The 24,786-nt window shown below is 70.0% G+C and carries 14 protein-coding genes and 1 pseudogene; 12 read left to right on the top strand and 3 right to left on the bottom strand.

Features of this window, described 5'->3' with window-relative positions; all coding sequences use genetic code 11:
• Positions 1-124 precede the first annotated feature (124 nt).
• From ABZ857_RS06460 to ABZ857_RS06445, 4 genes are read left to right on the top strand one after another with little or no spacing between them, the layout of a single operon-like run.
• Positions 125-1,399 (top strand): sugar ABC transporter substrate-binding protein, encoded by a 1,275-nt coding sequence (locus tag ABZ857_RS06460; RefSeq protein WP_357038479.1) that lies wholly within the window; start codon positions 125-127, stop codon positions 1,397-1,399.
• A gap of 8 nt (positions 1,400-1,407) precedes the next feature.
• The gene (locus tag ABZ857_RS06455) at positions 1,408-2,292 is read left to right on the top strand and encodes a sugar ABC transporter permease (RefSeq protein WP_357038476.1); all 885 of its coding nucleotides are present in this window, start codon (positions 1,408-1,410) and stop codon (positions 2,290-2,292) included.
• The gene (locus tag ABZ857_RS06450; RefSeq protein WP_357038474.1) at positions 2,289-3,071 is read left to right on the top strand and encodes a carbohydrate ABC transporter permease; all 783 of its coding nucleotides are present in this window, start codon (positions 2,289-2,291) and stop codon (positions 3,069-3,071) included. Before ABZ857_RS06455 ends, ABZ857_RS06450 begins: the two co-directional genes overlap by 4 nt.
• Positions 3,064-4,803: a beta-L-arabinofuranosidase domain-containing protein gene (locus ABZ857_RS06445; RefSeq protein ID WP_357038471.1), complete on the top strand. Its 1,740-nt coding sequence runs from the start codon at positions 3,064-3,066 to the stop codon at positions 4,801-4,803. Before ABZ857_RS06450 ends, ABZ857_RS06445 begins: the two co-directional genes overlap by 8 nt.
• Positions 4,804-4,870: 67 nt before the next feature.
• Here ABZ857_RS06445 and ABZ857_RS06440 read toward each other — a convergent pair whose 3' ends face one another.
• Positions 4,871-5,905 carry a LacI family DNA-binding transcriptional regulator gene (locus ABZ857_RS06440; protein WP_357038468.1) on the bottom strand — a complete coding sequence of 345 codons (1,035 nt, stop codon included), beginning with the start codon at positions 5,903-5,905 and terminating at the stop codon, positions 4,871-4,873.
• Between the two features lie 221 nt (positions 5,906-6,126).
• Here ABZ857_RS06440 and ABZ857_RS06435 point away from each other — a divergent pair, with 221 nt between their 5' ends.
• From ABZ857_RS06435 to ABZ857_RS06415, 5 genes and pseudogenes are all read left to right on the top strand, one after another.
• Entirely contained in the window at positions 6,127-9,441 is a 3,315-nt protein-coding gene (locus ABZ857_RS06435; RefSeq protein ID WP_357038465.1) for a discoidin domain-containing protein, read from the top strand.
• Positions 9,442-9,544: 103 nt separating this feature from the next.
• Positions 9,545-12,028 carry a beta-L-arabinofuranosidase domain-containing protein gene (locus tag ABZ857_RS06430; protein WP_357038462.1) on the top strand — a complete coding sequence of 828 codons (2,484 nt, stop codon included), beginning with the start codon at positions 9,545-9,547 and terminating at the stop codon, positions 12,026-12,028.
• A 24-nt stretch (positions 12,029-12,052) separates the two neighbouring features.
• Positions 12,053-13,462: a family 43 glycosylhydrolase gene (locus ABZ857_RS06425; protein WP_357038459.1), complete on the top strand. Its 1,410-nt coding sequence runs from the start codon at positions 12,053-12,055 to the stop codon at positions 13,460-13,462.
• Positions 13,463-15,353: 1,891 nt separating this feature from the next.
• Positions 15,354-15,467, top strand: a pseudogene (locus tag ABZ857_RS06420) (AraC family transcriptional regulator); the annotation flags it as partial.
• A gap of 142 nt (positions 15,468-15,609) precedes the next feature.
• Positions 15,610-16,212: an ATP-dependent Clp protease proteolytic subunit gene (locus ABZ857_RS06415; protein WP_357038456.1), complete on the top strand. Its 603-nt coding sequence runs from the start codon at positions 15,610-15,612 to the stop codon at positions 16,210-16,212.
• A 191-nt stretch (positions 16,213-16,403) separates the two neighbouring features.
• Here the strand turns inward: ABZ857_RS06415 and ABZ857_RS06410 are convergent, their stop codons facing one another.
• A complete protein-coding gene (locus ABZ857_RS06410) occupies positions 16,404-17,921 on the bottom strand; it encodes an alpha/beta hydrolase (protein WP_357038453.1) in 1,518 nt (505 codons plus the stop codon).
• 401 nt (positions 17,922-18,322) lie between these two features.
• On the opposite strand from ABZ857_RS06410, the gene ppdK reads away from it, so the two are divergent.
• On the top strand, positions 18,323-20,971 hold the full coding sequence (ppdK, locus tag ABZ857_RS06405) for a pyruvate, phosphate dikinase (RefSeq protein WP_357038450.1): 2,649 nt from the start codon (positions 18,323-18,325) through the stop codon (positions 20,969-20,971).
• Positions 20,972-21,121: 150 nt separating this feature from the next.
• Positions 21,122-23,032, top strand: coding sequence for a M14 family zinc carboxypeptidase (locus ABZ857_RS06400; protein WP_357038447.1), 1,911 nt, complete (start codon positions 21,122-21,124; stop codon positions 23,030-23,032).
• A gap of 11 nt (positions 23,033-23,043) precedes the next feature.
• Here the strand turns inward: ABZ857_RS06400 and ABZ857_RS06395 are convergent, their stop codons facing one another.
• Entirely contained in the window at positions 23,044-24,075 is a 1,032-nt protein-coding gene (locus ABZ857_RS06395; RefSeq protein WP_357038444.1) for a putative sulfate exporter family transporter, read from the bottom strand.
• A 70-nt stretch (positions 24,076-24,145) separates the two neighbouring features.
• Between ABZ857_RS06395 and ABZ857_RS06390 the strand changes: the two genes are divergently transcribed.
• On the top strand, positions 24,146-24,786 hold a 641-nt coding region (locus ABZ857_RS06390), incomplete at its 3' end, for a LysR substrate-binding domain-containing protein (protein WP_357038441.1).

The raw sequence follows: 24,786 nt of genomic DNA, 5'->3' as shown, positions 1-24,786 counted from the left end.
TAGGCATGCCATTGACGGCGGCGTATGTTGCGGCTACGTTTCCGAAAACCTTTTAGGTCATTTTCCGTGATCTTCACGCGAGGAGCACCTGCCCAGCACGGCACACCCCCCGTAAGGAGCACCGATGTTCAGACGACTGCCGGCGATCACGGCCGCAGCGCTCCTGGCCGCGGCACTCGCGGCCTGCGGCGGCGGCGGCGAGCCCGCGGGATCGGCATCGGCCGGGTCGAGCGGCCCGGTCACCGTCACGATGTGGACCCGCGCCGCCACCCAGGCGCAGAGCCAGCGCCTGGTCGACGCCTACAACGCCACACACAAGAACCAGGTGAAGCTCACCGTCATCCCCACCGACAACTACCAGCCGAGGATCGCCGCGGCGGCGGGGGCCAAGCAGCTTCCCGACATCTTCGCCGCCGACGTGATCTTCGTGCCCAACTACACCTCCCAGGGCCTGTTCCTGGACGTCACCGACCGGATCGCCAAGCTCCCGTTCAAGGACGCGCTGGCCCCCTCCCACATGCGGCTCGGCACGTACGAGAACCGGCAGTACACGCTGCCGCACACCCTCGACCTGTCGGTCTGGTTCTGGAACAAGGACCTGTACAAGAAGGCGGGGCTCGACCCGGAGAAGGGCCCGGCCACGCTCAAGGAGTTCGCCGAGCAGGCCACCACCGTGCAGGAGAAGCTGGGCAAGGACGGCAAGGTCCACGGCACCTTCTTCGGCGGCAACTGCGGAGGCTGCTACGTCTTCACGTTCTGGCCGTCCGTCTGGGCCGCGGGCGGCGACGTGATGAACGAGGACGGCACCCAGTCGCTGGTGGACAAGCCGCCGATGACCGACGTCTTCGCGATCTACCGGAGCCTGCACGAGAAGGGCGTCACCGGACCGACCACCAAGGAGGAGCAGGGGCCGACCTGGACCGGCTTCTTCCCCAAGGGCGAGATCGGCGTGATGCCGATGCCGTCCACCACGCTCGGGTCGATGCCGGCGGACATGAAGATCGGTGTCGCGCCCATCGCGGGCCCCGACGGCGGCCAGTCCACGTTCGTGGGCGGCGACTCGGTCGGCATCTCGGCCACGTCCCAGCACCCGGACGAGGCGTGGGACTTCCTGTCCTGGTCGGTCTCCGACGAGGCCCAGGTCGAGGTCATGGCCAAGAACAAGGACGTGGTGGCCCGCACCGACCTGGCCGACAACAAGTACTCCTCCGCCGACCCGCGGGTGGTGCTGATCAACTCGCTCGTCGCCAAGGGCAGGACGCCGTACGCGCTGAAGTTCGGCCAGACGTTCAACGACCCGCAGGGGCCGTGGCTCAGGCTGGCGCGTGAGGCCGTCTTCGGGGACGCCTCGAAGGTCACCTCGCTCAACGAGTCCGTCAACCAGTCCCTCCAGCAGTGATGACAGGAATGACCCATGTGACGGCGGCCCGTGCGGGCCGGGGCCGACGCGCCCCGGCCCGTCCGGGCACCCTGCGCGCGCTGGCCGGAATGGCCTACGCGGCGCCCACCGCCGTGATCGTCCTCACCCTGTTCCTCGCCCCGCTCGTGCTGGTCGTCGTGATGTCGCTGCACAGGTGGCCGCTGCTCGGGGCGCCGACGTTCAACGCCCCGGCGAACTACGCGAAGATCGCCGACGACCCGCTGTTCCCCGACGCCGTGGTCTTCACGCTGAAGTACACGGCGATCATCACGGTGCTGCTGTCGGCGCTGGCCCTCGGCCTCGCGCTGCTGGTGCAGGAGCGCCGGCCCGGGGTCGGCTTCTTCCGCACCGCGTTCTTCCTGCCCGGCGCGGTCGGGTTCGCCGCGGCGGCGCTGCTGTTCTACGGCATGCTCAACAACGACGTCGGCCCGTTCGGGTTCCTCGGCGTGAAGTGGACCGGCACGCCGAACATGGCCCTGACCTCCACGATCATGCTGGTGCTGTGGCGCTTCGCCGGGTTCAACATGCTGATCCTGCTGACCGGTCTGCAGTCCATCCCGGTCGAGGTCTACGAGGCGGCCAGGTCCGACGGCGCGTCCCGGTGGCAGGTGTTCACCAAGATCACGCTGCCGCTGCTGCGCCCCACCCTCGCGCTGATGCTGATCCTCAGCGTCACCGGGTCGCTGCTCGCCTTCGACCAGTTCTTCATCTTCACCAACGGCGGGCCCGACAACAGCACGGTCTCGATGGTGATGGTCATCTACCGCAACGCGTTCTTCAAGTTCGACCTCGGCGGCGCCGCCGCGATCTCCGTCGTGGTGCTGGCCGTCCTGGTCGCGCTCAACACCCTCCAGCTGAAGGTCCTGAGATGAGGTACTACTCGTCCCGGTCGGCGCTGGCCGTGCTGTTCCTGTTCCCGCTGCTGTGGAGCGGCTGGTCCTCGCTGCGGGGACAGGACGGCGGCTACACGCTCGGCAACTACGCGCAGATGGCGCGGTTCGGCGAGGGCCTGCCGCGCTACTTCGGCAACAGCCTGCTGGTGTCCGTGATCACGGTCGTCGGCACCGTCGTCGTCTCGGCGCTCGGCGGCTACGCGTTCGCCCGGTTCCGCTTCCCCGGCAAGAACCTGCTCTTCCTGGCCACGCTCGCGATCCTCATGGTGCCGTACGCCACCATCCTCATCCCGCTGTACGTCCTGCTCGGGTACGTCGGGCTGCAGAACTCCCTGGTCGGGCTGGCCCTGGTCTTCGTGATGTTCCAGCTTCCCTTCGCCACCTACATGATGCGCAACTCCTTCGAGGCCGTACCACGGGAGCTGGAGGAGGCCGCGATGGTCGACGGCTGTGGCTCGTTGCGCGCGCTGATCGGCATCCTGCTGCCCGCGGTGCGGCCCGGACTGATCACCGTCGGCCTGTTCGCGTTCCTCGCCTCGTGGAACGACTTCTTCGCGCCGTTGATCCTGCTCAACGACGGATCGAGCTTCCCGCTGCCGGTCGCCGTCGTCAGCATGACGCAGAAGACCTTCGGCGCGATCGACTACGGCATGCTGCAGGCCGGCGTCATGGTCATGGCGGTGCCCTGCCTGCTGCTCTTCCTCGTCCTGCAGCGCTACTACGTCCGCGGATTCATGTCAGGAGCCTTGCGTGGTTAGTCCCGTCGTCCCGTCCTCCGGCGCCCGCAGCCCCCTCGGGCTGCCGGACGTCCGCCTGCTCCCCGGGTTCTGGGGGTCGCAGCCGACCCAGACGATCATCGACCACTGCCACACGTGGATGGAGCGGGTGGGGTGGATCGGCAACTTCGCGGGCGAGCCGCGGCGCGGACGCGAGTTCAGCGACTCCGAGGTCTACAAGCTGATGGAGGCGATGGCCTGGGCGGGCGATCCCCGGATCGAGGAACTGACCCGCGTCGTCGCCGCGGCGCAGGAGCCCGACGGCTACCTCAACACCAAGTGGCCCGGCGCGCGGTACACCGACCTGGAGTGGGGCCACGAGCTGTACTGCTACGGCCACCTGATCCAGGCGGGGATCGCCCGTAAGCGCACGCACGGCGAGGACGAGCTGTGGGAGGTGGTCCGCCGCGCCGCCGACCACGTCTGCGCGACGTTCATGGAGGGCACGGGCGTCTGCGGACACCCGGAGATCGAGATGGCCCTGGTCGAGCTCTATCGCGAGACGGGCGCGGAGCGCTACCTGGAGATGGCCCGCCGGTTCGTCGAGCGGCGGGGGCTGCCGGCGCTCGCCGACATCGAGTTCGGCCGCGCGTACTTCCAGGACGACCTGCCCGTACGGCGGGCCGAGGTGTTCCGCGGGCATGCCGTACGCGCGCTCTACCTGGCCTGCGGGGTCGTGGACCTGGCCGTGGAGACGGGCGACAAGGAGCTGCTGGAGACCGTCGAGCGGCAGTGGGAGCGTACGGTCGCCCGGCGCACGTACCTGACCGGCGGCATGGGCTCGCGGCACTCGGGGGAGGCGTTCGGCGACGACTACGAGCTGCCGCCCGACCGCGCCTACAACGAGACCTGCGCCGGGGTGGCGTCGGTCATGCTGGCCCACCGCCTGCTGCTGGCGACCGGCGACCCCCGCTACGCCGACCTGGCCGAGCGCACGCTCTACAACGTCGTGGCCGCGGGGCCGGCGCTCGACGGGAAGTCGTTCTTCTACGCCAACCCCCTGCAGGTGCGGGTGCCCGGGGAGAGGATCGAGGGGGTCAGCCCGCGTGCGGAGGGCGGGCTGCGCGCCCCCTGGCGCGAGGTGTCGTGCTGTCCCACGAACCTCGCCCGCACCTTCGCCTCGCTGCCCGCCTACCTCGCGACCGCCGACGAGCGGGGCATCCAGATCCAGCACATCACGCCGTCGGTCATCGGCCACGACGGGCTGCGGGTGCGGGTCTCCACGGGATATCCCTGGTCGGGCTCGGTGACGCTGACCGTCGAGGAGGCTCCGGCGGACCCGCGCCGGATCACGGTGCGCGTCCCGGGCTGGGCGGGCGGCGGGGTTCAGGAGTGGGAACGTTCCTGGCGGCAGGGCGAGGAGGTCCGTCTCGACATCCCGATGGCCCCGCGCTGGGTCCGCGCCGATCCGCACGTCGACGCGGTGCGCGGGTGCGTCGCGGTCGAGCGCGGGCCCCTGGTCTACTGCGCGGAGTCGCCCGGAGACGCGCCGCTGCTGTCGGAGATCGAGGTCAGCACCGCCACGCCGCCGGTGGAGCGCGGGCCGTCCCTGGAGGTCGCCGCCCGCCACGTCGTCGCCGAGGAGGACGGCTGGCCGTACGGGGAGGCCCGCACGGAGCAGGGGGAGCCGATGGTGCTGTGGCTCGTGCCCTACCACCGCTGGGGCAACCGGGGGCCCGCGACGATGCGCGTCTGGCTGCCGGAGGCCCGCTGAAAGATTCATCCGAAAACCTTTTCCAAGATAATTCGGATAAGCCCGGAGCGATAATTCTCCGGGAATTTCAGTTGCCGGGGTGGCGGGGGAGCGGACCGGTCGACTCCCGAACCACCAGCCGCCCCGGCTGCCGGACGACGCCGGACGTTCGGTGCCCGTCGAGGGCGGCCGACAGGTGCTCGACCGCCGCCGCGCCGAGCTGCTCCAGGTTGAGGTCGATGGTCGTCAGCGGCGGGCGGCAGTCGGCCGCCAGCGCCTCCCAGTTGTCGTAGCCCACCACCGCGACGTCGTCGGGGATGCGCCGTCCCAGGGCGGCCAGGGCCTCGCAGGCGCCGTCGGCGATCTGGTCGTTGCCGCAGAAGATGGCGTCCACCTCGGGGGCCGCGGTGATCAGCATCCGGGTGGCGTGACGGCCCCACCGGCGCGACCACTCCCCGAAGAACGGCTCGCCGCCGGCCAGGTCGAGGCCCGCCTCGTCCAGTGCCGAGCGCAGGGCGGCGGCCCGGTCGCGGGCGGCCCGGTAGGACTCGGGGCCCGTGATGTGGGCGATGTGGCGGCGGCGCAGCCCGATGAGGTGACCGGCGGCCAGCCGGGCCCCGCCCGTGTCGTCGGCGAGGATCGACAGGTCGGCGGGATCGCTGGACTCGCCGTAGACGTAGACCACGGGCACGGGGATGTCCCGGGTGAGGGACGGCCGCACGTCGTTGCTCTCGCCCAGGATGACGAACCCGTCGACCTGGCGGGCCAGGAGCGTGCGGATGTAGTGCTGGCGCCGGATGGCGTCGCCGCGCGCGTCGCAGAGCACCACCGACATCTCCTCGTTGCCCAGCGCGTTCTCCACCCCGAGCAGCACGGGCATGGAGAAGCGCCCGCCGAGCTCGTCGGTGAGCAGCCCGATGGTGCGGGTGCGGCCGGAGATCAGCCCCTGGGCGAGCGCGTTGGGGCGGAAGGACAGCTCGGCCGCGGCCCGCCGCACCCGGGCGCGGGTCTCCTCGGCGACCTCGGCCCGGTTGTTCAGGGCCTTGGAAGCCGTCGCCACCGAGACCCCGGCCCAGGCGGCGACGTCGGTGAGCGTCACCATTCCGGAACGACGTCGGCCCACCGAAATCCTTTCGAAAGCCATTTCAGAAAAGGCGCCGGGAGAAGGCGCCCGCACGCCCCGACCATATGCGCGTGAGCGCGCCGCCATCAATGCCGCGTACGCGATGATCTCGTTACCGAAAGTTAACGTTGCCGAAAACCTTTTCGGCGTCGATCGTGGGCTCAAGCGCGGCATCCGCCCCAGGGTGACCGTCCCCCCACCACCCCGAAGGAGGTGACGTGATGCCGGCGTTCGTCCATCCCCGGTTCAGATCCCTGACCGTGGCGGTGGTGCTCTGCCTCGTCATCGGCGCCCTCATGGTGCCGAGGCAGGACGCCTCCGCCGCCCAGACCATCGGCTATCCCACGTTCACCGGTCCCGCCATCCCCACGCCGCCTGTCGGCTACAGCACGGGGAACATGCTGCGGGCCGTCTACGACTCCGAGAGCTCCGGCACCGACTTCTGGATCGACCGGCTGCTCAGCCGCACCGGCGGAAGCGACCCCTCCGACGCCGACGGCGGCATCCTCATGACGCGCGGCCGGGCCCTGTTCATGAAGACCCACACCCCCGGCACGCTCGGCTTCGCCGGCAAGGTCGCCTACATCGAGAGCATCAACGACCAGAGCGCCTTCACCGTCGCCGTCACCCCGGGCACGTTCACCGAGCAGACCGCCCAGCGCAAGCAGGCCCCCAGCCACTGGAAGAGCGTCCACACCAGCGGCAGCGTCCGGATCGAGCAGACGAAGTTCATCACCGACAACAACGTCGCCGTGGCCAACCTGGCGATCACCAACGGCGGGAGCGCCTCCACCACCCTGCAACTGCGTGCCACCTCGCCGTACGCCACCTCGGGCAGCGGCAACGAGCTGACCGGCACCGTGAACGCCTTCAACAACCTCACGACGATCCGCCCGCGGCTGTCGGGCGACGGGTTCTCCGTCTCCAGCGGGGGACTGAACCGCTCGGTGACGGTCGCGGCCGGCGCCACCGTCACCGTGAAGCTCGTCATGGGCTTCGTCACCGACGAGATCCCCGAGTCGCTGAGCGAATACAACGCCTACAAGGGCTACGACGCCGCCACCGCGTTCGCCACGCACGTGCGGGCCTACAACCGGTGGTGGGCGGACAACATCCCCTACTTCGACTCGCCCGAGCCGGCGATCACGAAGAACTACTACTACCGCTGGTGGCTGATGCGGTTCAACAACCTCGACGCGAACCTGCCCGGCCAGACCTACCAGTTCCCGACCTCCGTCGAGGGCGCGCTCGGCTACAACAACGCCATCGTGCTCACCCAGCCGATGCACATCGACGACCTGAAGTATCTGCGCACCCCGCTCTACGCGTACGGCGACTGGCTGTCGGCAGGCCAGGTGTCCAAGGGCGGCAGGTTCCTCGACAATCCGGGCGACCCGGCCAACTGGTCCAACAGCTACACGCAGTACATCGGTGAGGCGGCCTGGCGCAGCTACCAGATCCACGGCGGCCCGCCCGCCGTCGCGGCCAACCTCGCGAAGTACGCCGAGGGCGACGCCAAGGGTCAGCTCTCCTACTACGACCACGACGGCAACGGGCTCATCGAGTACGACTGGGGCGCCCTCACCGGCAACGACGCCGACGCCGTGTCGTTCCACTGGCGCAGCGGCAACCTCGACCGCACCGAGTCGGCGTACGTCTACAGCGGGGCCCTGGCCGCCGCCAAGGCGTACGACGTGATCGGCAACGCCACGAAGGCGGCGGAGATGCGCGCGCTCGCCACCCGCGTGCAGAACGCCGTGGTCAACGTGCTGTGGGACCCGGCGAACCGGGTGCTGGAGCACCGCCACGTGGCGACGAACACGCTCGTCCCGTGGAAGGAGATCAACAACTTCTATCCGTACGCCGTGGGCCTGATGCCGAACACGGCGACCTATCGGGAGGCGCTGCGGCTGTTCGCCGACCCGGCCGAGTATCCGGTCTTCCCCTTCTACACGGCCAACCAGAAGGACAAGGCGGCAGCGGCGGCGGCCGGCAACCCCGGCAGCAACAACTTCTCCACGATCAACTCGACCGTGCAGTTCCGGCTGTTCTCCTCGGCCATCCGCAACTACCCGACCTCCTACATCACGAAGGACGACTACAAGAAGCTGCTCTACTGGAACGCCTGGGCGCAGTACGTCGGCGGCGACACCCGCTGGCCCGACGCCAACGAGTTCTGGGCCAACTGGAACGGCTCGTCGATCACCTACCGGTCGTGGATCCACCACAACATCCTCGGCAGCGCCAACTGGACGCTGATCGAGGACGTGGCCGGGCTGCGCCCGCGCGACGACGCGAAGGTGGAGCTGTCGCCGATCGACATCGGCTGGTCCCACTTCGCCGTCAACAACATCCGCTACCGCGACGCCGACCTGTCGATCGTCTGGGACGACCCGTCCGACGGCGTCACCCGCTACGCCGGGGTGCCGCAGGGCTACTCGATCTACGTCAACGGCTCCCGGGCGGTGACCGTGGACCGGCTCGCGCCGTTCGTGTGGGACCCCGCGACCGGCTCGGTCACCTTCACCGGGGGCGCCACCGGGACCGTGTCGTACAACCAGGCGGTCGCCGGGATGAAGGCGCCACAGCAGGTCGTCCACACCGACGCGCGGGTGGTCGACGAGCTGGCCAAGGCCGGGGCCGACATCACCGCGAACCTCACCAACCTGGCCCAGGGCGCCACCGTGTCGGCCTCCTACACCGGCTCGGGCACCACCACGGCCTCCGCCGTGGACGGATTCCCCATCAACGAGCCGTTCTGGGGCGCGGCCGGCTCGCCCAACGCCCAGGACTGGTACGAGGTGAACTTCGGCAGTGCCAAGACGTTCGACGAGGTCAGGCTCTACTTCAAGGACAGCCGCCCGGCGAGCACGGCCTACCGGCCGCCGTCGGCCTACCAGATCCAGTACCTCGACGGCAGCACCTGGACCACCGTGAGCGGCCAGGCCAAGACGCCCGCCACCCCGCAGGGCAACTACAACCTGGTCAGGTTCAGCCCCGTGACCGCGCAGCGGGTGCGGGTGCTGATGACCAACCCGTCGGGAGCCAAGAGCGGGCTCACCGAGATCAAGATCTACAACCGGGGCGGCACCAACCCGCCGCCGGTCACGAACCTCGCCCTGTCGGCCACGCCCTCCGCGTCGTACACCTCGTCGTGGGAGTCGGTCGCCGCGATCAACGACGGGATCGACCCGCCGTCGTCCAACGACACGGTCAACCCGCGCTGGGGCACCTGGCCCAACCAGGGTGAGCAGTGGGCGGCCCTCACCTGGCCGTCGGCGGTGACGGCCGGCCGGGCACAGGTCTACTTCTTCGACGACGACCAGGGCATCGACCTGCCGGCGTCGTGGAAGCTCCAGTACTGGAACGGCAGCGCCTACGTGGACGTCGCCGGGGCGAGCGGCTATCCGGTCGCGGCCAACCAGTACAACACGGTGACCTTCACCCCCGTCAGCACCACCCGCCTGCGGGTGCTGCTGCAGAGCGCCTCCGGCTACTCCGTCGGGCTGCTCGAAGTCAAGGCGTACGGCTCGTAACGCGTCAGGCGGGGGAGGCGAGCGGCCTCCCCCGCACCCCCCTGCTCGGACGGAAGACGAGCCCAAGGAAGGCAGGACAGCCATGCCAGAACCTCCCAGAAGCGTGTCCCGCAGAACCCTGCTCGCGGCCGGCGCGGCCGGGCTCGCCTCGGGCGCGCTCGGCGCCCTCGGGACCGCCCGCCCCGCCGCGGCGGCCCCCTCGTTCATGGCGCCCCGCGCCGACATCGGCGTCGCCGCCTACGCGTTCCCGCTCACGGCCGTGCGCCTGCTCGGCGGGCCGTTCGCGGCCAACGCCGGGCGCACGCACAGCTACCTGTCGTTCCTCGATCCCGACCGCCTGCTGCACACCTTCCGGCGCAACGTCGGCCTCGCGTCGGCCGCCACGCCCTGCGGCGGCTGGGAGTCGCCGACGACCGAACTGCGCGGTCACTCCACCGGGCACCTGCTGTCCGCGCTGTCCCAGGCGTACGCCTCCACCGGCACGGCGTCGTTCACGACGAAGAGCGACTACCTGGTGGCCGAGCTGGCCAAATGCCAGGCCCGCGCGACCACCGCCGGGTTCAACGCCGGCTACCTGTCGGCCTTCCCCGAGAGCTTCATCGACCGCGTCGAGGCGCGCCAGCAGGTCTGGGCCCCCTACTACACGCTCCACAAGATCATGGCGGGGCTGCTCGACGCGCACCTGCTCACCGGCAACGCCCAGGCGCTGACCGTCCTGCTCGGCATGGCCGCCTGGGTCAAGCTGCGCTGCGACCGGCTCGGCTACACCCAGCGGCAGAACATGCTCGACACCGAGTTCGGCGGCATGAACGAGGTGCTGACCAACCTCTACCAGCTCACCGGCGACCCCGCCCACCTCGCCACCGCGCAGTACTTCGACCACGCCGAGGTCTTCGACCCGCTCGCGGCCGGGACCGACGCGCTGAACGGCTACCACGCCAACACCCAGATCCCCAAGGTGATCGGGGCGATCCGGGAGTACCACGCGACCGGCACGACCCGCTACCGCGACATCGCCGTCGCGTTCTGGGACATCGTCACCCGCCACCACACGTACGCCATCGGGGGCAACTCCAACGGCGAATACTTCAAGGCGCCCGACCGCATCGCGAGCGAGCTGTCCGACACCACCTGCGAGTGCTGCAACTCCTACAACATGCTCAAGCTCACCAGGCAGCTGTTCCTCACCGACCCGTCGCGGGCCGACCTGATGGACTTCTACGAAAGGACGCTCTACAACCACGTCCTCGCCTCGCAGGACCCGAACTCGGCGCACGGCTTCCAGTGCTACTACGTGCCGCTGCGGGCGGGCGGGCTCAAGACCTACAGCAACGACTACGACAGCTTCGTCTGCTGCCACGGCACCGGGATGGAGAGCAACACCAAGTATGGCGACAGCGTCTACTTCCACTCCGGCGACACCCTCTACGTCAACCTCTTCATCCCCTCGGAGCTGACCTGGGCCGAGCGCGGGCTGACGATCAGGCAGGAGACGACGTTCCCCGAGGCACCCTCGACCCGGCTGACGGTCAGCGGCTCCGGGGCCGCCACGTTCCGCGTCCGCATTCCGTCCTGGACGTCGGGAGCCCAGATCCGGGTCAACGGCGCGGCGCAGGCCCTGACCCTCACCCCCGGGACGTACGCCGCCCTCACCCGCACCTGGAGCAGCGGGGACGTGGTCGACGTGAGCCTGCCCACCCCGCTGGCGCGCGAGTCCGCGCCGGACGACGCGACCGTGCAGGCGGTCAGGGTCGGCCCGATCGTGCTCGCGGGCGCGTACGGCACGACGAACCTCGGCGCCCTGCCCGCGCTCGACCCCGCCACGATCACGGCGACCAGCACGCCGCTGCGCTACACGGCGACGGCGAGCACAGGGCAGGTGAGCCTGCGGCCCTTCCACCAGACGCACGGGGAGCGCTACACGGTCTACTGGAGGGTCGCCGCCGCGCCGCCGCCGTTCGTGGCCCACTACCGCTTCGACGAGACCTCGGGGACGACCGCCGCCGACGCCACCGGCAACGGCCGTACGGCGACGCTGGCGGGCGGCGCGACCTGGGCGGCGGGACGCACGGGCAACGCCGCCGGCCTCGGCGGGAGCGGGCAGCACGTGGCGCTGCCCTCCGGCATCCTCGCGGGCGCGACGGCCTTCTCCGTCGCCCTCTGGGTCCGGCTGGACGCGGCCGACACGTGGTCGAGGGTCTTCGACTTCGGCACCGGCACCACGGCCTACATGTTCCTGACCCCGCGCAGCTCGGCGGGGACGGCCCGCTTCGCCGTCACCACCACCGGATCGGGCGGGGAGCAGCGCCTCGACGCCCCCACGGCCCTGCCGGCCGGGAGGTGGACCCATGTCACCGTCACCGCCGCCGGGGGAACCGGAACGCTGTACGTCGACGGTGTTCAGGGGGCCCGCGCCACGGGGATGACGCTGCGCCCCGCAGACCTCGGCGCCACCACGCGGAACTGGGTCGGCCGCTCGCAGTACTCCGGCGATCCGTACCTGCGGGGCGCGGTCGACTCGCTGCGGATCCACAGCCGCGCCCTGAGCGCCGCCGAGATCGCCGACCTCTTCTCCACCGGCCTGTAACCCCCTCGCGGAAAGGCAGTTCACATGTCACGACGCCCATGGCGCCGGCGCCTGTCGTCGGTGGTCGCGATCGCGGCCGCGCTGGTGCTGGTCCTGGCAGGCGGCGCGTACGCCGCCAACCCGATCATCACCTCCATCTACACGGCCGATCCCGCCGCCCTCGTGGTGGGGAACACGATGTACATCTACTCCGGGCACGACGAGGCGGCGCCGGGAGCGACCAACTTCTCCATGCGCGACTGGCACGTGCTCTCGTCGACGGACGCGAACACCTGGACCGACAACGGGGCGAAGCTGTCGATCGCCGACTTCTCCTGGGCGGGCGCGGACGCCTGGGCGGGGGAGGTGGAGCCGCGCAACGGGAAGTACTACTGGTACGTCCCGGTCAACGGCAACGGCGCGGGATGGATGGACATCGGGGTGGCGGTCGGCGACAGCCCGCTCGGCCCGTTCCACGACGCCAAGGGCGGCCCGCTGATCAGCGACAGCACCCCGAACTCGTCGCCGCTGAACATCGACCCCACGGTGTTCACCGACGACGACGGGCAGGCGTACATCTACTGGGGCGGCTACTGGGGAGTGCGGGCGGCCAAGCTCAAGTCCAACATGATCGAGCTGGACGGCTCGGTCGTCACGCCGCAGGGCCTCACCAACTACTGGGAGGCGCCGTGGATGTTCAAGCGCAACGGCGTCTACTACATGGTCTACGCGGCCAACGACACCAACGGCTGCGTCACCTCGTCCAGCTACGCCTGCCAGCGGTACGCGACCGCGAGCAACCCGCTTGGGCCGTGGACGCAGCGGGGCGTGATCCTCGACCAGGTGAGCTCCACCACGAGCCACGCGGCGGTGGTGGAGTTCAACGGGCAGTGGTACATGGTCTACCACACGGCCGACGCTCCGGGCGGCGGCAACTTCCGCCGGTCCGTCGCCGTGGACAAGCTGTACTTCAACGCCGACGGCACGATCCAGAAGGTGATCCAGACCAGGGGCGGCGGCACCTCGGCCAACAAGGCGCTGACCGCGACCGCGTCGACGTCGTACGTGTCCTCCTGGGAGAGCCTCGCGGCGATCAACGACGGCTACACCCCGGCCAGTTCAGCCGACCGGGCCCACGCGGTGTACGGCAACTGGCCGCAGCAGGGCGCGCAGTGGGTGCAGTACGACTGGCCGAGCGCGGTCACGCTGAACCAGGTGCGGGCCTACTGGTTCGACGACGACCAGGGCATCGACCTGCCGGCGTCCTGCTCGGTGCAGTACTGGACCGGGTCGGCCTGGCAGAACGTGCCCGGGGCGAGCGCCTGCGGAGTGGCCGCCAACACCTTCAACACCGTGACGTTCTCGCCGGTCACCACCACGCGGATCCGGCTGAACTTCACCTCGCGCAGCGGCTACTCGACCGGGCTGCTGGAGGTCCAGGCGCTGGCGCCGTGAGCCGGGCGAGCGCCTTCCGGGGTCCCGGAAGGCGCTCGCTTGTCCGCCCCTAACCCTCCGGATAGAGGAGGAACAGCGTGGAGCCCGTCGTCGTCTCCGCCGCTTGTACGCCGGCAGCCACGCAGGACCTGACCGGCCAGAACAGCGCGCACAGACGAAAACGGACCCGTCAAACGATTATCGGAAATTAGGGCGTCGGCCCCGGATCTCCGTCGTCGCCCAGGAACCCCGTCACTTCAAGCCAGCTATGCTCGAAGCCTTGGAACCTGTACAGGTTCAGGTGGAGGACTAAGGGGCATGGCGAAGGGCATAAGGAACCTCGCGGCAGCTCTGCTCCTGCTCTTATGGTTTCTTATCGGCTTGAGCTTCATAATTTTCGGCATCAAGAGCTTCGTGACTGGCCTGAAGGTCGCCCAAGGGGAGGGTTCAGCCGGCGTACTGCGGGTGGAGCAACGAGACTGCGCTCACGCCGGGTGTGTATGGTATGGAACATTTTCTCCCTCGGACGGAGGTGAGGATATCCCTGACGTATCGATCGGCGGGCTCGACAGATCAACGCCAGTAGGGGCCAGTCTGCGGGTGACTTATGTGGACGGGCGAGCATATTACGGCGAAGGGCCGGGACAGTGGATCGGCCCCCTCATTTTTGTTGGCGCGGGGTTGGCGATAACCGGCTACATCGCCTGGTCCTGGTTCACTAGTGGCGAAGAAACTACAACTGAGCCCGGAACGACGTGACCGCGATGAGTGCTCCCCGTCCTGGCCGGGGCGTTCACCCGTCCCCGCCGCCCAGATCGACACACTGTGGGTTGGGGCCGCGCACAGTGGCATGGCGAGGCGGTGTCCTTCTCCCGTCACCCGACGAGAGGCAACCTTTCAGCCTGCGCCGACCACGGATTTCAACCACAGCATGAGGACGAGTATTGTCAACGTTTCACGGCGAACATGCTAACCCTCCGGATAGAAGAGGAACAGCATGCAGCCCGTCGTCGTCTGCGGGATGTGTGAGGAACCCGCAGGGGCGTGGATGAAGGAGTCGGCCGGGGTAGTCCCGCTCGCCGTCATTGAAGACGCCGGAGAGCACGAAAACCTCTTCGGGACCCGGCTCGCGGACGTCGACTCCCTGCCAGCAGATGTTCGCATCCATCAGAACCTCGGCAGAGGACCGTCGCCTTCAGGCGACGGGTGGAATGCCGTCCCTGACTGGTTTTCTCTCTGGGCTCATCGCGGATGCCTTTCACCTGCATGGTTGGATGGACGGTGCTGATAATGATCCTGTGACTCGTCAGGTGCGCACCACCCTGGTGCGGGTTCGGTACGGTGATCAGTCGGGCGAGTTGAAGCAAATTCGTGCCGATGACCCTGGCGGTCAGGGCCGGTGGTCGTTCTCCTCCTCCCAGCAGGCCACGCTGCGCCGGTTGGACAAGGCGTTCCGTGCGTTCTTCACCCGGGTCCGTGAGGGCCGTACACCGGGATTCCCTCGCTTCAAGGGGCGCGGCTGGTTCGACACGGTGACCTGGCCCAAGGACTGGGACGGCTGCCGGTGGGACTGCCAGCCCGAACACCCCACGGCGACGTTCGTCCGGCTGCAGGGCATCGGGCATGTCCGGGTGCATCAGCACCGCCCGGTGCGCGGCCGGGTGAAGACGATCAGCGTCAAGCGGGAAGGAACCCGCTGGTCGACGCTGCGGAAGCGGCCTAGCGAGAAGCCACCCCCTTCAGGGAGCGGAGGGTCACCTCCAGCACGAAGGCCTTCGCGCCGTCGTCCCCGGCCCACAGTGGACACAGACGGATGCCGGGGAAGAGTTCGCGGACCGAGGCGTCCTGCACGGCGGACCACATACAGGCAGGCGTGCTCTGTTTGCGCCTTCCTGCTGGCGCACGCCGGTCTGCTGGGGCCCGCCGCGTCGGGCTCTCCTGGGCCACCAACCTCCGCCGGCGCTTCCTCACCATCATGGGCACGACACCGGGCGCCTACCGCCGTGCGTTCCGGGCCGAGCCCTGACGTGAATGCGCTAATGGCCGAATATGCTTGTAGCGTAATTTGCTGATGGCGAAAATGTGCTCAGAGTGAAATAGGCAGTCCTCTTCCCGGGTTCCGGGACTAATGTCGCGGCATAACCCGACTACCGGAACAGGGAGACCAGATGGACTACCACGCGCGCTCCGGCGACCCCGCCGCCGACCGGTTCGCCTCCGGAGACCTTGGCCGTAAGCTGCTGGAACGGCGCATCGTCGTGCTCGGCCAGGAGGTCGACGACGACATCGCCAACCGGATCTGCTCGCAACTGCTGCTGCTGACCGCGGAGGACTCCGAGCGGGACATCAGCCTTTACATCAATTCCCCTGGTGGTTCCGTGTCGGCCGGTCTGGCGATTTACGACGTCATGCAGTATGTGCCGAACGACGTCGTGACCGTGGGCATGGGCCTGGCCGCCTCGATGGGGCAGTTCCTGCTGTGCGCCGGCGCGCCGGGCAAGCGCTACGCCCTGCCGCACGCGCGAATCATGATGCACCAGCCGCTCGGCGGCATCGGCGGCACGGCGGCCGACATCGCGATCCAGGCCGAGCAGATGCGGCACACGAAGAAGACCCTGGCCGAGCGCATCGCCTTCCACACCGGTCAGCCGCTCGAACGCATCGAGGCGGACTCCGACCGGGACAGGTGGTTCACCGCCGAGGAGGCCAGGGAGTACGGCATCGTCGACCACGTGGTGGCCGGGCTGGGCGCCGTGCGACAGGCGCTTTGAGCGTAGGGTCCGCGGCGGCGGGCTCGTGCGCCTACCGCCCGCGGGCCGCCCGGAGGTGAGCGAGGTCCCGGGTCACGAATGCCGTTACTTCGGCCGCGTCCGCGTCAGCACAGGGCACTGGCTGCCCGCAGGTCGCCGAGTGTCAGCAACGTCCACGGCAGGATCGTGGTCACGCTGTGACCACGTAGGCGTCAGCCGCAGCGCGTCCCCTTGGCCGGGACCGTCCCCTCCAGCAGGTACGCGTCGACCTTGTCGTCGATGCACTGGTTCTGGCCGTACGCGCCGTGGCCCTCGCCGTTCAGCGTCAGCAGCACGCCGGTGCGCAACTGGTCGGCCAGCCGCGGCGCCCACTGGTACGGCGTGGCCGGGTCGTTCGTCACCCCGACCACCAGGATGGGGCCGGAGCCGGTGGCGTCGACGTGCCTGGCGGCGTCGTCCCCGCGCACCGGCCAGACGCTGCACGACCCCGCGCTGATCGCGGTCGGCGCGAAGATCGGGCTCCGCTTCCGCAGCCGCCGGGCCAGCTCCTCGGCCTGGGCGACCGACGGCCGGTCGGTGCTGTCGACGCACAGCACCGCCGGCAGCGAGAACTGCAGGGTGGAGTAGGTGCCGTTCGGCTGCCGCCCGCCGTACTGGTCGGCCAGCGCGAGCAGGCCGTCGAGCTTGCCCTTCCTGCCCTCGTCCAGCGCCTCGGTGAGCAGCGGCCAGGTGAGCTTGCTGTAGAGCGCCTGGGTGATGCCCACCCTGGCGACGTCATCGGTGACCGTGCGCGAGCCGACCTTCCCCGGCGTGCGGGCCAGGGTGTCGAGGAGCTTCAGCACGGTGGCGTTCGCGGCGGCCGCGTCGGCGCCGAGCGGGCAGCTCGTCCGCGTCTTGGCGCAGTCGGCCAGGTAGTCCTCGTACGCCTTCTGGAAGCCGAGGGCCTGCGTCTTGGCCATGTCGAGCATGCTGATCGAGGGGTCGACGGCGGAGTCGAGCACCATGCGCCCCACCTTCTTCGGGTACTGCGTGGCGTACACCGCCCCGAGATGGGTGCCGTAGGAGAAGCCGAAGAAGTTGAGGCGCGGGTCGCCGAGGGCCGCGCGCAGCGACTCCATGTCGCGTGCCGCGTTGACGGTGCCGACGTAGGGCAGGATCCAGCCCGCGTTGCGCTCGCACGCCTGGGCGAAGCCCTTGACGAGCTTGGTCTCGGTCGCGACGTCCTCGCTGGGCTCCCTGCTCATGTACTGGTCCATCTGGGGGGTGTTGAGACAGCGGACGCCGCTGCTGCGTTCCACGCCGCGCGGGTCGAAGCTGACGAGGTCGTAGCGGCTGTTCAGGGTGGAGAACGCGTGGGCCGCGTTGATGAGCGTGGTGATGCCGGATCCCCCGGGACCGCCGAAGTTGAAGACCAGGGAGCCGAGCCGCCGGCTCTGGTCGGTGGCCCGCAGCCGGACCAGGGCGATACCGATCTTCTTGCCCTCCGGCTTGGCGTAGTCGAGGGGCACCTGGAGCGTGGCGCACTCGAAGCCGGAGGAGGAGACGGTCTCCTCGCACGCCTTCCAGGACAGGGAGGGCGTGCTCGACGCGTACTCCTCCGGGGTGACCCGCGCGCCCCCGCAGCCGGTGGCCGCCGTCATCGCGCCGAGCCCGGCGACCGCCGCCGCCATCACCGGCCAGACCCTTCGCGCCGCCATCACCCGCGCCGCCATCACCCGCGTCGCCGCCACTCGCGCCGATACCCCTCGCACCGATACGTCTCGCGACACCGCTCGCGACACTGGCAACCCTCCGTGTTCGACTGTATTCGGAGGGTGTCTCGTTTATATCGCACGCCGTCGCGACCGCACCGCCGACTCACCGGAACTCCGCCTTACCGGACAATGGTCTAAACCATTTCCTCTCCTGCTGCTCGGGACCTTCGTGTCGTCCTTGGCGGCGAATTGGTTTATACCACTGAGCGGCCATCGGAAAAATGGCGGTTCTTTGATTGGATTAGACCTCTGTGATGCCTTCTACCTGCTTAGACGTCATATGTGGCGAAGGGTGAGGTTTGGTGCTGCTTTTCCTAGGTACAGTCCGGTTGCGGGCCGCGTCCGCGGTTTTGTTGAAGTCGGCGAAGGAGCGTCGCATGCCCAAGTACGTTTACGACTTCACCGAGGGCAACAAGGACCTCAAAGACCTACTCGGTGGCAAGGGCGCCAATCTGGCGGAAATGACCAACATCGGGCTCCCCGTGCCTCCCGGCTTCACGATCACCACCGAGGCGTGCCGCCACTATCTGGGGCACGGCGGCATGCCCGAGGGACTGGAGGGGGAGATCGGCGAGCACCTCGCCGCCCTCGAGGAGCGGATGGGCAAGCGCCTCGGCCAGCCGGACGACCCGCTGCTGGTCAGCGTCCGGTCGGGGGCCAAGTTCTCGATGCCCGGCATGATGGAGACCGTCCTCAACATCGGCCTCAACGACGACTCGGTGCTCGGGCTGGCCAAGCAGTCGGGCAACGACCGCTTCGCGTGGGACTCCTACCGCAGGCTCATCCAGATGTTCGGCAAGACCGTCCTGGGCATCGACGGCGAGCTGTTCGAGGACGCGATGGACGACCTCAAGGGCGAGCGGGACGACACCGACCTCGACGCCGCCGATCTCCAGCGGCTGGTCGAGACCTTCAAGGGCATCGTCCGGGAGCGGGCGGGCCGCGACTTCCCCGCCGACCCCAGGGAGCAGATGGACCTCGCCGTCAGGGCGGTCTTCGACTCCTGGAACGCCCCGCGCGCGATCCTCTACCGCCGCCAGGAGCGCATCCCCGCCGACCTCGGCACCGCCGTCAACATCGTCGCCATGGTGTTCGGCAACATGGGCCCGGACTCCGGCACCGGGGTCGCCTTCACCCGCGACCCCGGCTCGGGACGCCAGGGGGTCTACGGCGACTACCTGCGCAACGCCCAGGGAGAGGACGTCGTCGCCGGCATCCGCAACACCGTCCCCCTGCAGGAGCTGGAGACCATCAACCCGGCGGCCTACCGGGAGCTTCTCGACATCATGGCGACGCTGGAGCGGCACTACCGCGACCTGTGCGACATCGAGTTCACGATCGAGCGCGGCAAGCTGTGGATGCTGCAGACCCGGGTCGGCAAGCGCACGGCCGCCGCCGCCTTCTGCATCGCCACCCAGCTCGTGGACGAGGGCCTGATCGACATGGACGAGGCGGTCACGCGGGTGACCGGCGACCAGCTCGCCCAGCTCATGTTCCCCCGCTTCGCCGCGACGGCCGGCAACCGCAGGCTGACCACCGGCATGAACGCCTCGCCCGGCGCCGCCGCGGGCAGGGCCGTCTTCAGTTCCGAGCGGGCCGTCGAGCTGGCCGGGCGGGGCGAGGCGGTCATCCTCGTGCGGCGGGAGACCAACCCCGACGACCTCGCCGGGATGATCGCGGCTCAAGGCGTGCTCACCTCCAGGGGCGGCAAGACCTCCCACGCCGCCGTGGTGGCCCGCGGCATGGGCAAGACCTGCGTGTGCGGGGCCGAGGAGCTGGACGTCGACCTGCACGCCCGCCGCTTCACCGCGCCCGGCGGGGTCGTCGTGAACGAGGGCGACGTGATCTCGATCGACGGAAGCACCGGCGCCGTGTACCTCGGTGAGGTCCCCGTCACCGCCTCGCCGGTCGCCGAGTATTTCGAGGGCGAGCCCGCCGAGGACGAGCTGGTCCTGGCCGTCGACCGGATCATGACCCACGCCGACTCCGTCCGCCGGCTCGCCGTACGGGCCAACGCCGACACCCCCGAGGACGCCGCCCGCGCCCGCCGCCACGGCGCCCAGGGCATCGGGCTGTGCCGTACGGAGCACATGTTCCTGGGGGAGCGGCGGCGGCTCGTGGAGGACCTGATCCTGGCCACGACCGAGGAGGAGCGGCAGGCGGCGCTGGACGCGCTCGAACCGCTGCAGACCGGCGACTTCACCGGCATATTCGAGGCGATGCGCGGGCTGCCGGTGACGATCCGGCTGATCGACCCGCCGCTGCACGAGTTCCTGCCCGACCTCACCGACCTGGCCGTGAAGGTGGCCCTTGCGGAAGAACGGGCGGGAGAGGGGGCGGACGACCGGGATCGCAGGCTCCTCGACGCGGTCAAGCGGCTGCACGAGCAGAACCCGATGCTCGGCCTGCGCGGCGTACGGCTCGGCCTGACGATCCCCGGCCTGTTCGCCATGCAGGTGCGGGCCATCGCCACGGCGGCCCGGCGGGTCGAGGGCGCCCGCGCGGAGATCATGATCCCGCTGGTCGGCGCCGTGCAGGAGCTGGAGATCGTCAGGGAGGAGGCGGAGCGGATCCTCGCCGAGGCGGGCGTGGAGGCGGCGATCGGCACGATGATCGAGATGCCGAGGGCGGCGCTGACGGCCGGGCAGATCGCCGAGGCCGCCGAGTTCTTCTCGTTCGGCACCAACGACCTCACCCAGATGACGTGGGGCTTCTCCCGAGACGACGTGGAGAGCGCCTTCTTCGGCAAGTACCTCGACCTCGGCGTCTTCGGCGTCTCGCCGTTCGAGTCCGTCGACCGGGAGGGCGTCGGACGGCTGATGCGGATCGCGGTCGAGGAGGGCAGGCGCACCCGGCCGGACCTCAAGCTCGGCATCTGCGGCGAGCACGGCGGCGACCCGGACTCGATCCACTTCTGCCACGAGATCGGCCTCGACTACGTCTCCTGCTCGCCGTTCCGCATTCCGGTGGCCCGGCTGGAGGCGGGCCGCGCCGCGCTTACCTGTGCGGAGTCCGACACGCGATGAGTTGAAATTCCACAGAACATCCGGACTTGTTGTGGAATGACCAGGTCGGAGTGGGGGTGGTTCACCGGGCCGCGCGACACGGTCCGGTGACCGTTGAAGCCGCCCGCCTGACTGATCACTCTACGTACCTACCGCAAGGGAGGGCGTGGAGTGAGAAGACGTCGCCGCCTGCCGTCGCCGGGGATCGCCGCGGCGCTGCGCCGTGCTGTCTTCGCGCTGCTTTGTGTCTTCTCCGCGCTGCTCTGTGCCGCCCCCGCTTCGCCGGCCCTGTCGCTGACGACCTCGGTGGCAGGACAGGCGGGCCAGGCGGGTCAGGAGCCGTCGCCGTCCAGGCAGTACCAGGTGGACGGCCCGGCCACCGTCGCGCAGCGCAGCGCGGTGGCCCGCACGGGGGCCGCCGTGGACGAGGTGCACGGCCGGAGCCTGGTCGTCACCGCGACGCTCCAGGAGGCCGACGCCATCCGCAGGCTCGGGTTCACGGTCACCGAGCTGGCGCCTCCCGCCGAGGCCGGCGGCCCGCAGACCTTCGACTTCCCCTCGGGGGACTCCGGCTACCACAACTACGCCGAGCTCAGCACGCTGGTCGACCAGGTCGTCGCCGCCCATCCCACGATCGCCCGCAGGTTCAGCTACGGCCGCTCGTACGAGGGCCGCGACCTGATGGGCGTCAAGATCAGCGACAACGTGGCCACCGACGAGAGCGAGCCGGAGGTGCTGTTCACCGCGCACCAGCACGCGCGCGAGCACCTCACCGTCGAGATGGCGATCTACCTGCTGCGCCTGTTCACCGACAACTACGGCGGCGACGCCCAGATCACCGACCTGGTGAACACGCGGGAGATCTGGATCCTGCCCGACCTCAACCCCGACGGCGGCGAGTACGACATCGCCTCCGGCTCCTACCGGTCGTGGCGCAAGAACCGCCAGCCCAGCTCGGGCACCTCCAGCGTCGGCACCGACCTCAACCGCAACTGGGCCTACCGGTGGGGCTGCTGCGGCGGCTCCTCCGGCACCCCGTCCAGCGAGACCTACCGCGGCTCGGCCGCCGAGTCGGCCCCCGAGGTCAGGGCGGCGGCCGACTTCGTGCGCAGCCGCGTGGTCGGCGGCGTCCAGCAGATCAGGGCGGCCATCGACTGGCACACCTACAGCGAGCTCGTCCTGTGGCCGTACGGGTACACGACGGCCGACACCGGCCCCGGCATGACGCAGGACGACCGGGACGCGCACGCCGCGCTCGGCCGGAGCATGGCGGCCACCAACGGGTACACCGCCGAGCAGGCGAGCGACCTCTACATCACCGACGGCTCGATCGACGACTGGATGTGGGGCACGTACAAGATCTTCACGTACACGTTCGAGATGTATCCCACGGGGAGCAACCCCGGCTTCTACCCGCCCGACGAGGTGATCGACCGGGAGACCTCCCGCAACCGGGCCGCCGTGCTGCTGCTGACGCAGAACGCCGACTGCGTCTACCGGGTCATCGGCAAGGAGTCCGCGTACTGCGGCACCGGCACGCCGCCCACGACCGTCTACTCCGACACCTTCGAGACCGCGACCGGCTGGACGGCGAACGCGGCGGGCGCCGACACGGCCACCTCGGGCGTGTGGGAGCGCGCCGACCCCGCCGCGACCACGTCCAGCGGGGCCAAGCAGCTCGGCACCACGGTCAGCGGGAGCTACGACCTGGTCACCGGAGCCGCCGCCGGGACGAGCGCCGGGGACGGCGACGTCGACGGGGGAGTGACCACGATCACGTCGCCGCCGATCACGCTGCCGGCGTCGGGGACGCTCACGCTGTCGTTCTCCTGGTATCTCGCCCACGGGTCGAACTCCTCCACGGCCGACTACTTCCGGGTGAAGGTGATCGGCGGCACGACGAGCACGGTCTTCGAGCAGCTCGGCGCGGCCACCGACAGGGACGGCGCGTGGAGCGTCGCCACCGCGTCGCTGACCGGGCTGGCCGGCCAGACCGTGCGGATCCAGTTCGAGGCGGCCGACCTGGCCTCCGCCAGCCTCGTCGAGGCAGGCGTCGACGACGTGACGATCACGAGGACCTGATCCGTCGCAGATCACGCCAGCACGGTCACACCGGCGAGGGCGACCAGCGTGACGAGGGCCGTCGAGAGGGCGCCCAGCGCGACGGCCCGGCGGCCGGTGCGCAGCAGCGCGCGCAGGCGGACCGCGGCTCCCATGCCGAACAGCGCGGCGGTGAACAGCAGGGTCTCCGCGGTCCTCAGCGCCGCCAGCGACGCGGGCGGCAGGACGCCGAGGCTGCGCAGGGCCGCCATGGCGAGGAAACCGGCCACGAAGAGGGGCACGACGGGCGGCCTCCTGCCCTCGCTTGGAGCGGCCGTACGGCGGCGCCAGAGGGTGACCCCGGCGATGAGAGGGGCGAGCAGGACCACCCGGGTCAGCTTGACGACCACCGCGCTGGTGAGCGCCGCCCCGCCCACGGCCTGCGCCCCGCCCGCGGCCTGCGCAGTGGCCACGACCTGGGCCACCTCGTGCACGCTCGCGCCGGCCCAGACGCCGAACGCCTCCGGAGACAGGTGCAGGAGGCCCCCGGCCGCGGGCAGGACGGCGATCGCGAGCGAGCCGTACAGCGTCACCAGGGCGACCGCGGTCATGACGTCCTCCTCGTCGCCGTCCGTGACACCGTCCATGGCGGCGACGGCCGCCGCCCCGCAGATGGAGAAACCGGTCGCGACGAGCAGGGACAGCTCGCGCCCCAGCCCGAGCCTGCGGCCGAGCCACTGCGTGCCGAAGAAGGTCACGGCGACCGTCACCACGACCAGCAGCAGCACCGGGAGTCCCAGGGCGAGGACGTCGGGAAGGGCGAGCTGCGCGCCGAGGAGGACGATCCCGAGCCGCAACGGCACTCTGGCGGCGAACTCGAACCCGGGACGCAGGGCGGGTGAACCCGCGCCCAGATTGGTCGTGACGGCGCCGAGGACGAGGGCCGCCATCAGCGGGCTGACGGCGGGGACGAGCGCGTTGACGGCGGTGGCCAGTGCCACCCCGGCGGCCGTCACGAGCAGTCCGGGAAGCCTGGAATGAAGTGTGGAACGGGCAGCGGCGGTCCGCGTGAGAGACGGAAGCATGCGGAGATCGTCGCGAAGTCCCTTATGCCCCGGTAGCCACCGATTTCGCAAGACCTCATACGGTTGCCGTATGACCCCACGGTGGCCGGATCTGGCCAGCCTCGAACTGCTGCTCCTGGTCGCGGAGCAGGGCAGCCTCGGGAAGGCGGCGAAGCTGCACGGCATCACGCAGGCGTCCGCCAGCCGCAGGCTCGACACGCTGGAACGGGAGCTGGGGGTGCCGCTGCTGCACCGCTCGACCACGGGCTCGCGTCTCACCCCGCAGGGCCAGGTCGTCGTGGACTGGGCCCGCGCCGCGCTGGCGGCGGCGAACGACCTGCTCACGGGGGTGCAGGCCCTGCGCGCCCGGCGCGACGCCCGCGTACGGGTGGCCGCGAGCATGACGATCGCGGAATACCTGATGCCCGGCTGGCTGGTGGCGCTGCGCCGCGCGCTGCCCGGCGTCGAGGTGGGGCTGCGCGTGGTCAACTCCGGCGAGGTCTGCCGGATGGTGCTGGACGGCGAGATCGACGCGGGCTTCATCGAGTCGCCCGTCGTGCCGCGGGAGCTGACGTCCTGGCCGGTCGCCGAAGACCGGCTCGTCGTCGTGGTGGCCCCGGCACACCCGTGGGCGGGGGGCGGGGGGCCCCCCCCCCCCGCCCCCCCGGCCGCCGCCCCCCCGGTGGTGGGCCGGGCCCGGGCCGGGGCCCCCCCCCCCCCCCGCCCCCCCCC

The organism is Microbispora sp. NPDC046933, from assembly GCF_040644635.1.
GTDB lineage: Bacteria > Actinomycetota > Actinomycetes > Streptosporangiales > Streptosporangiaceae > Microbispora.
Note: the sequence above shows the minus strand (reverse complement) of the source record. Positions and strands in the feature narration are given on the sequence as shown.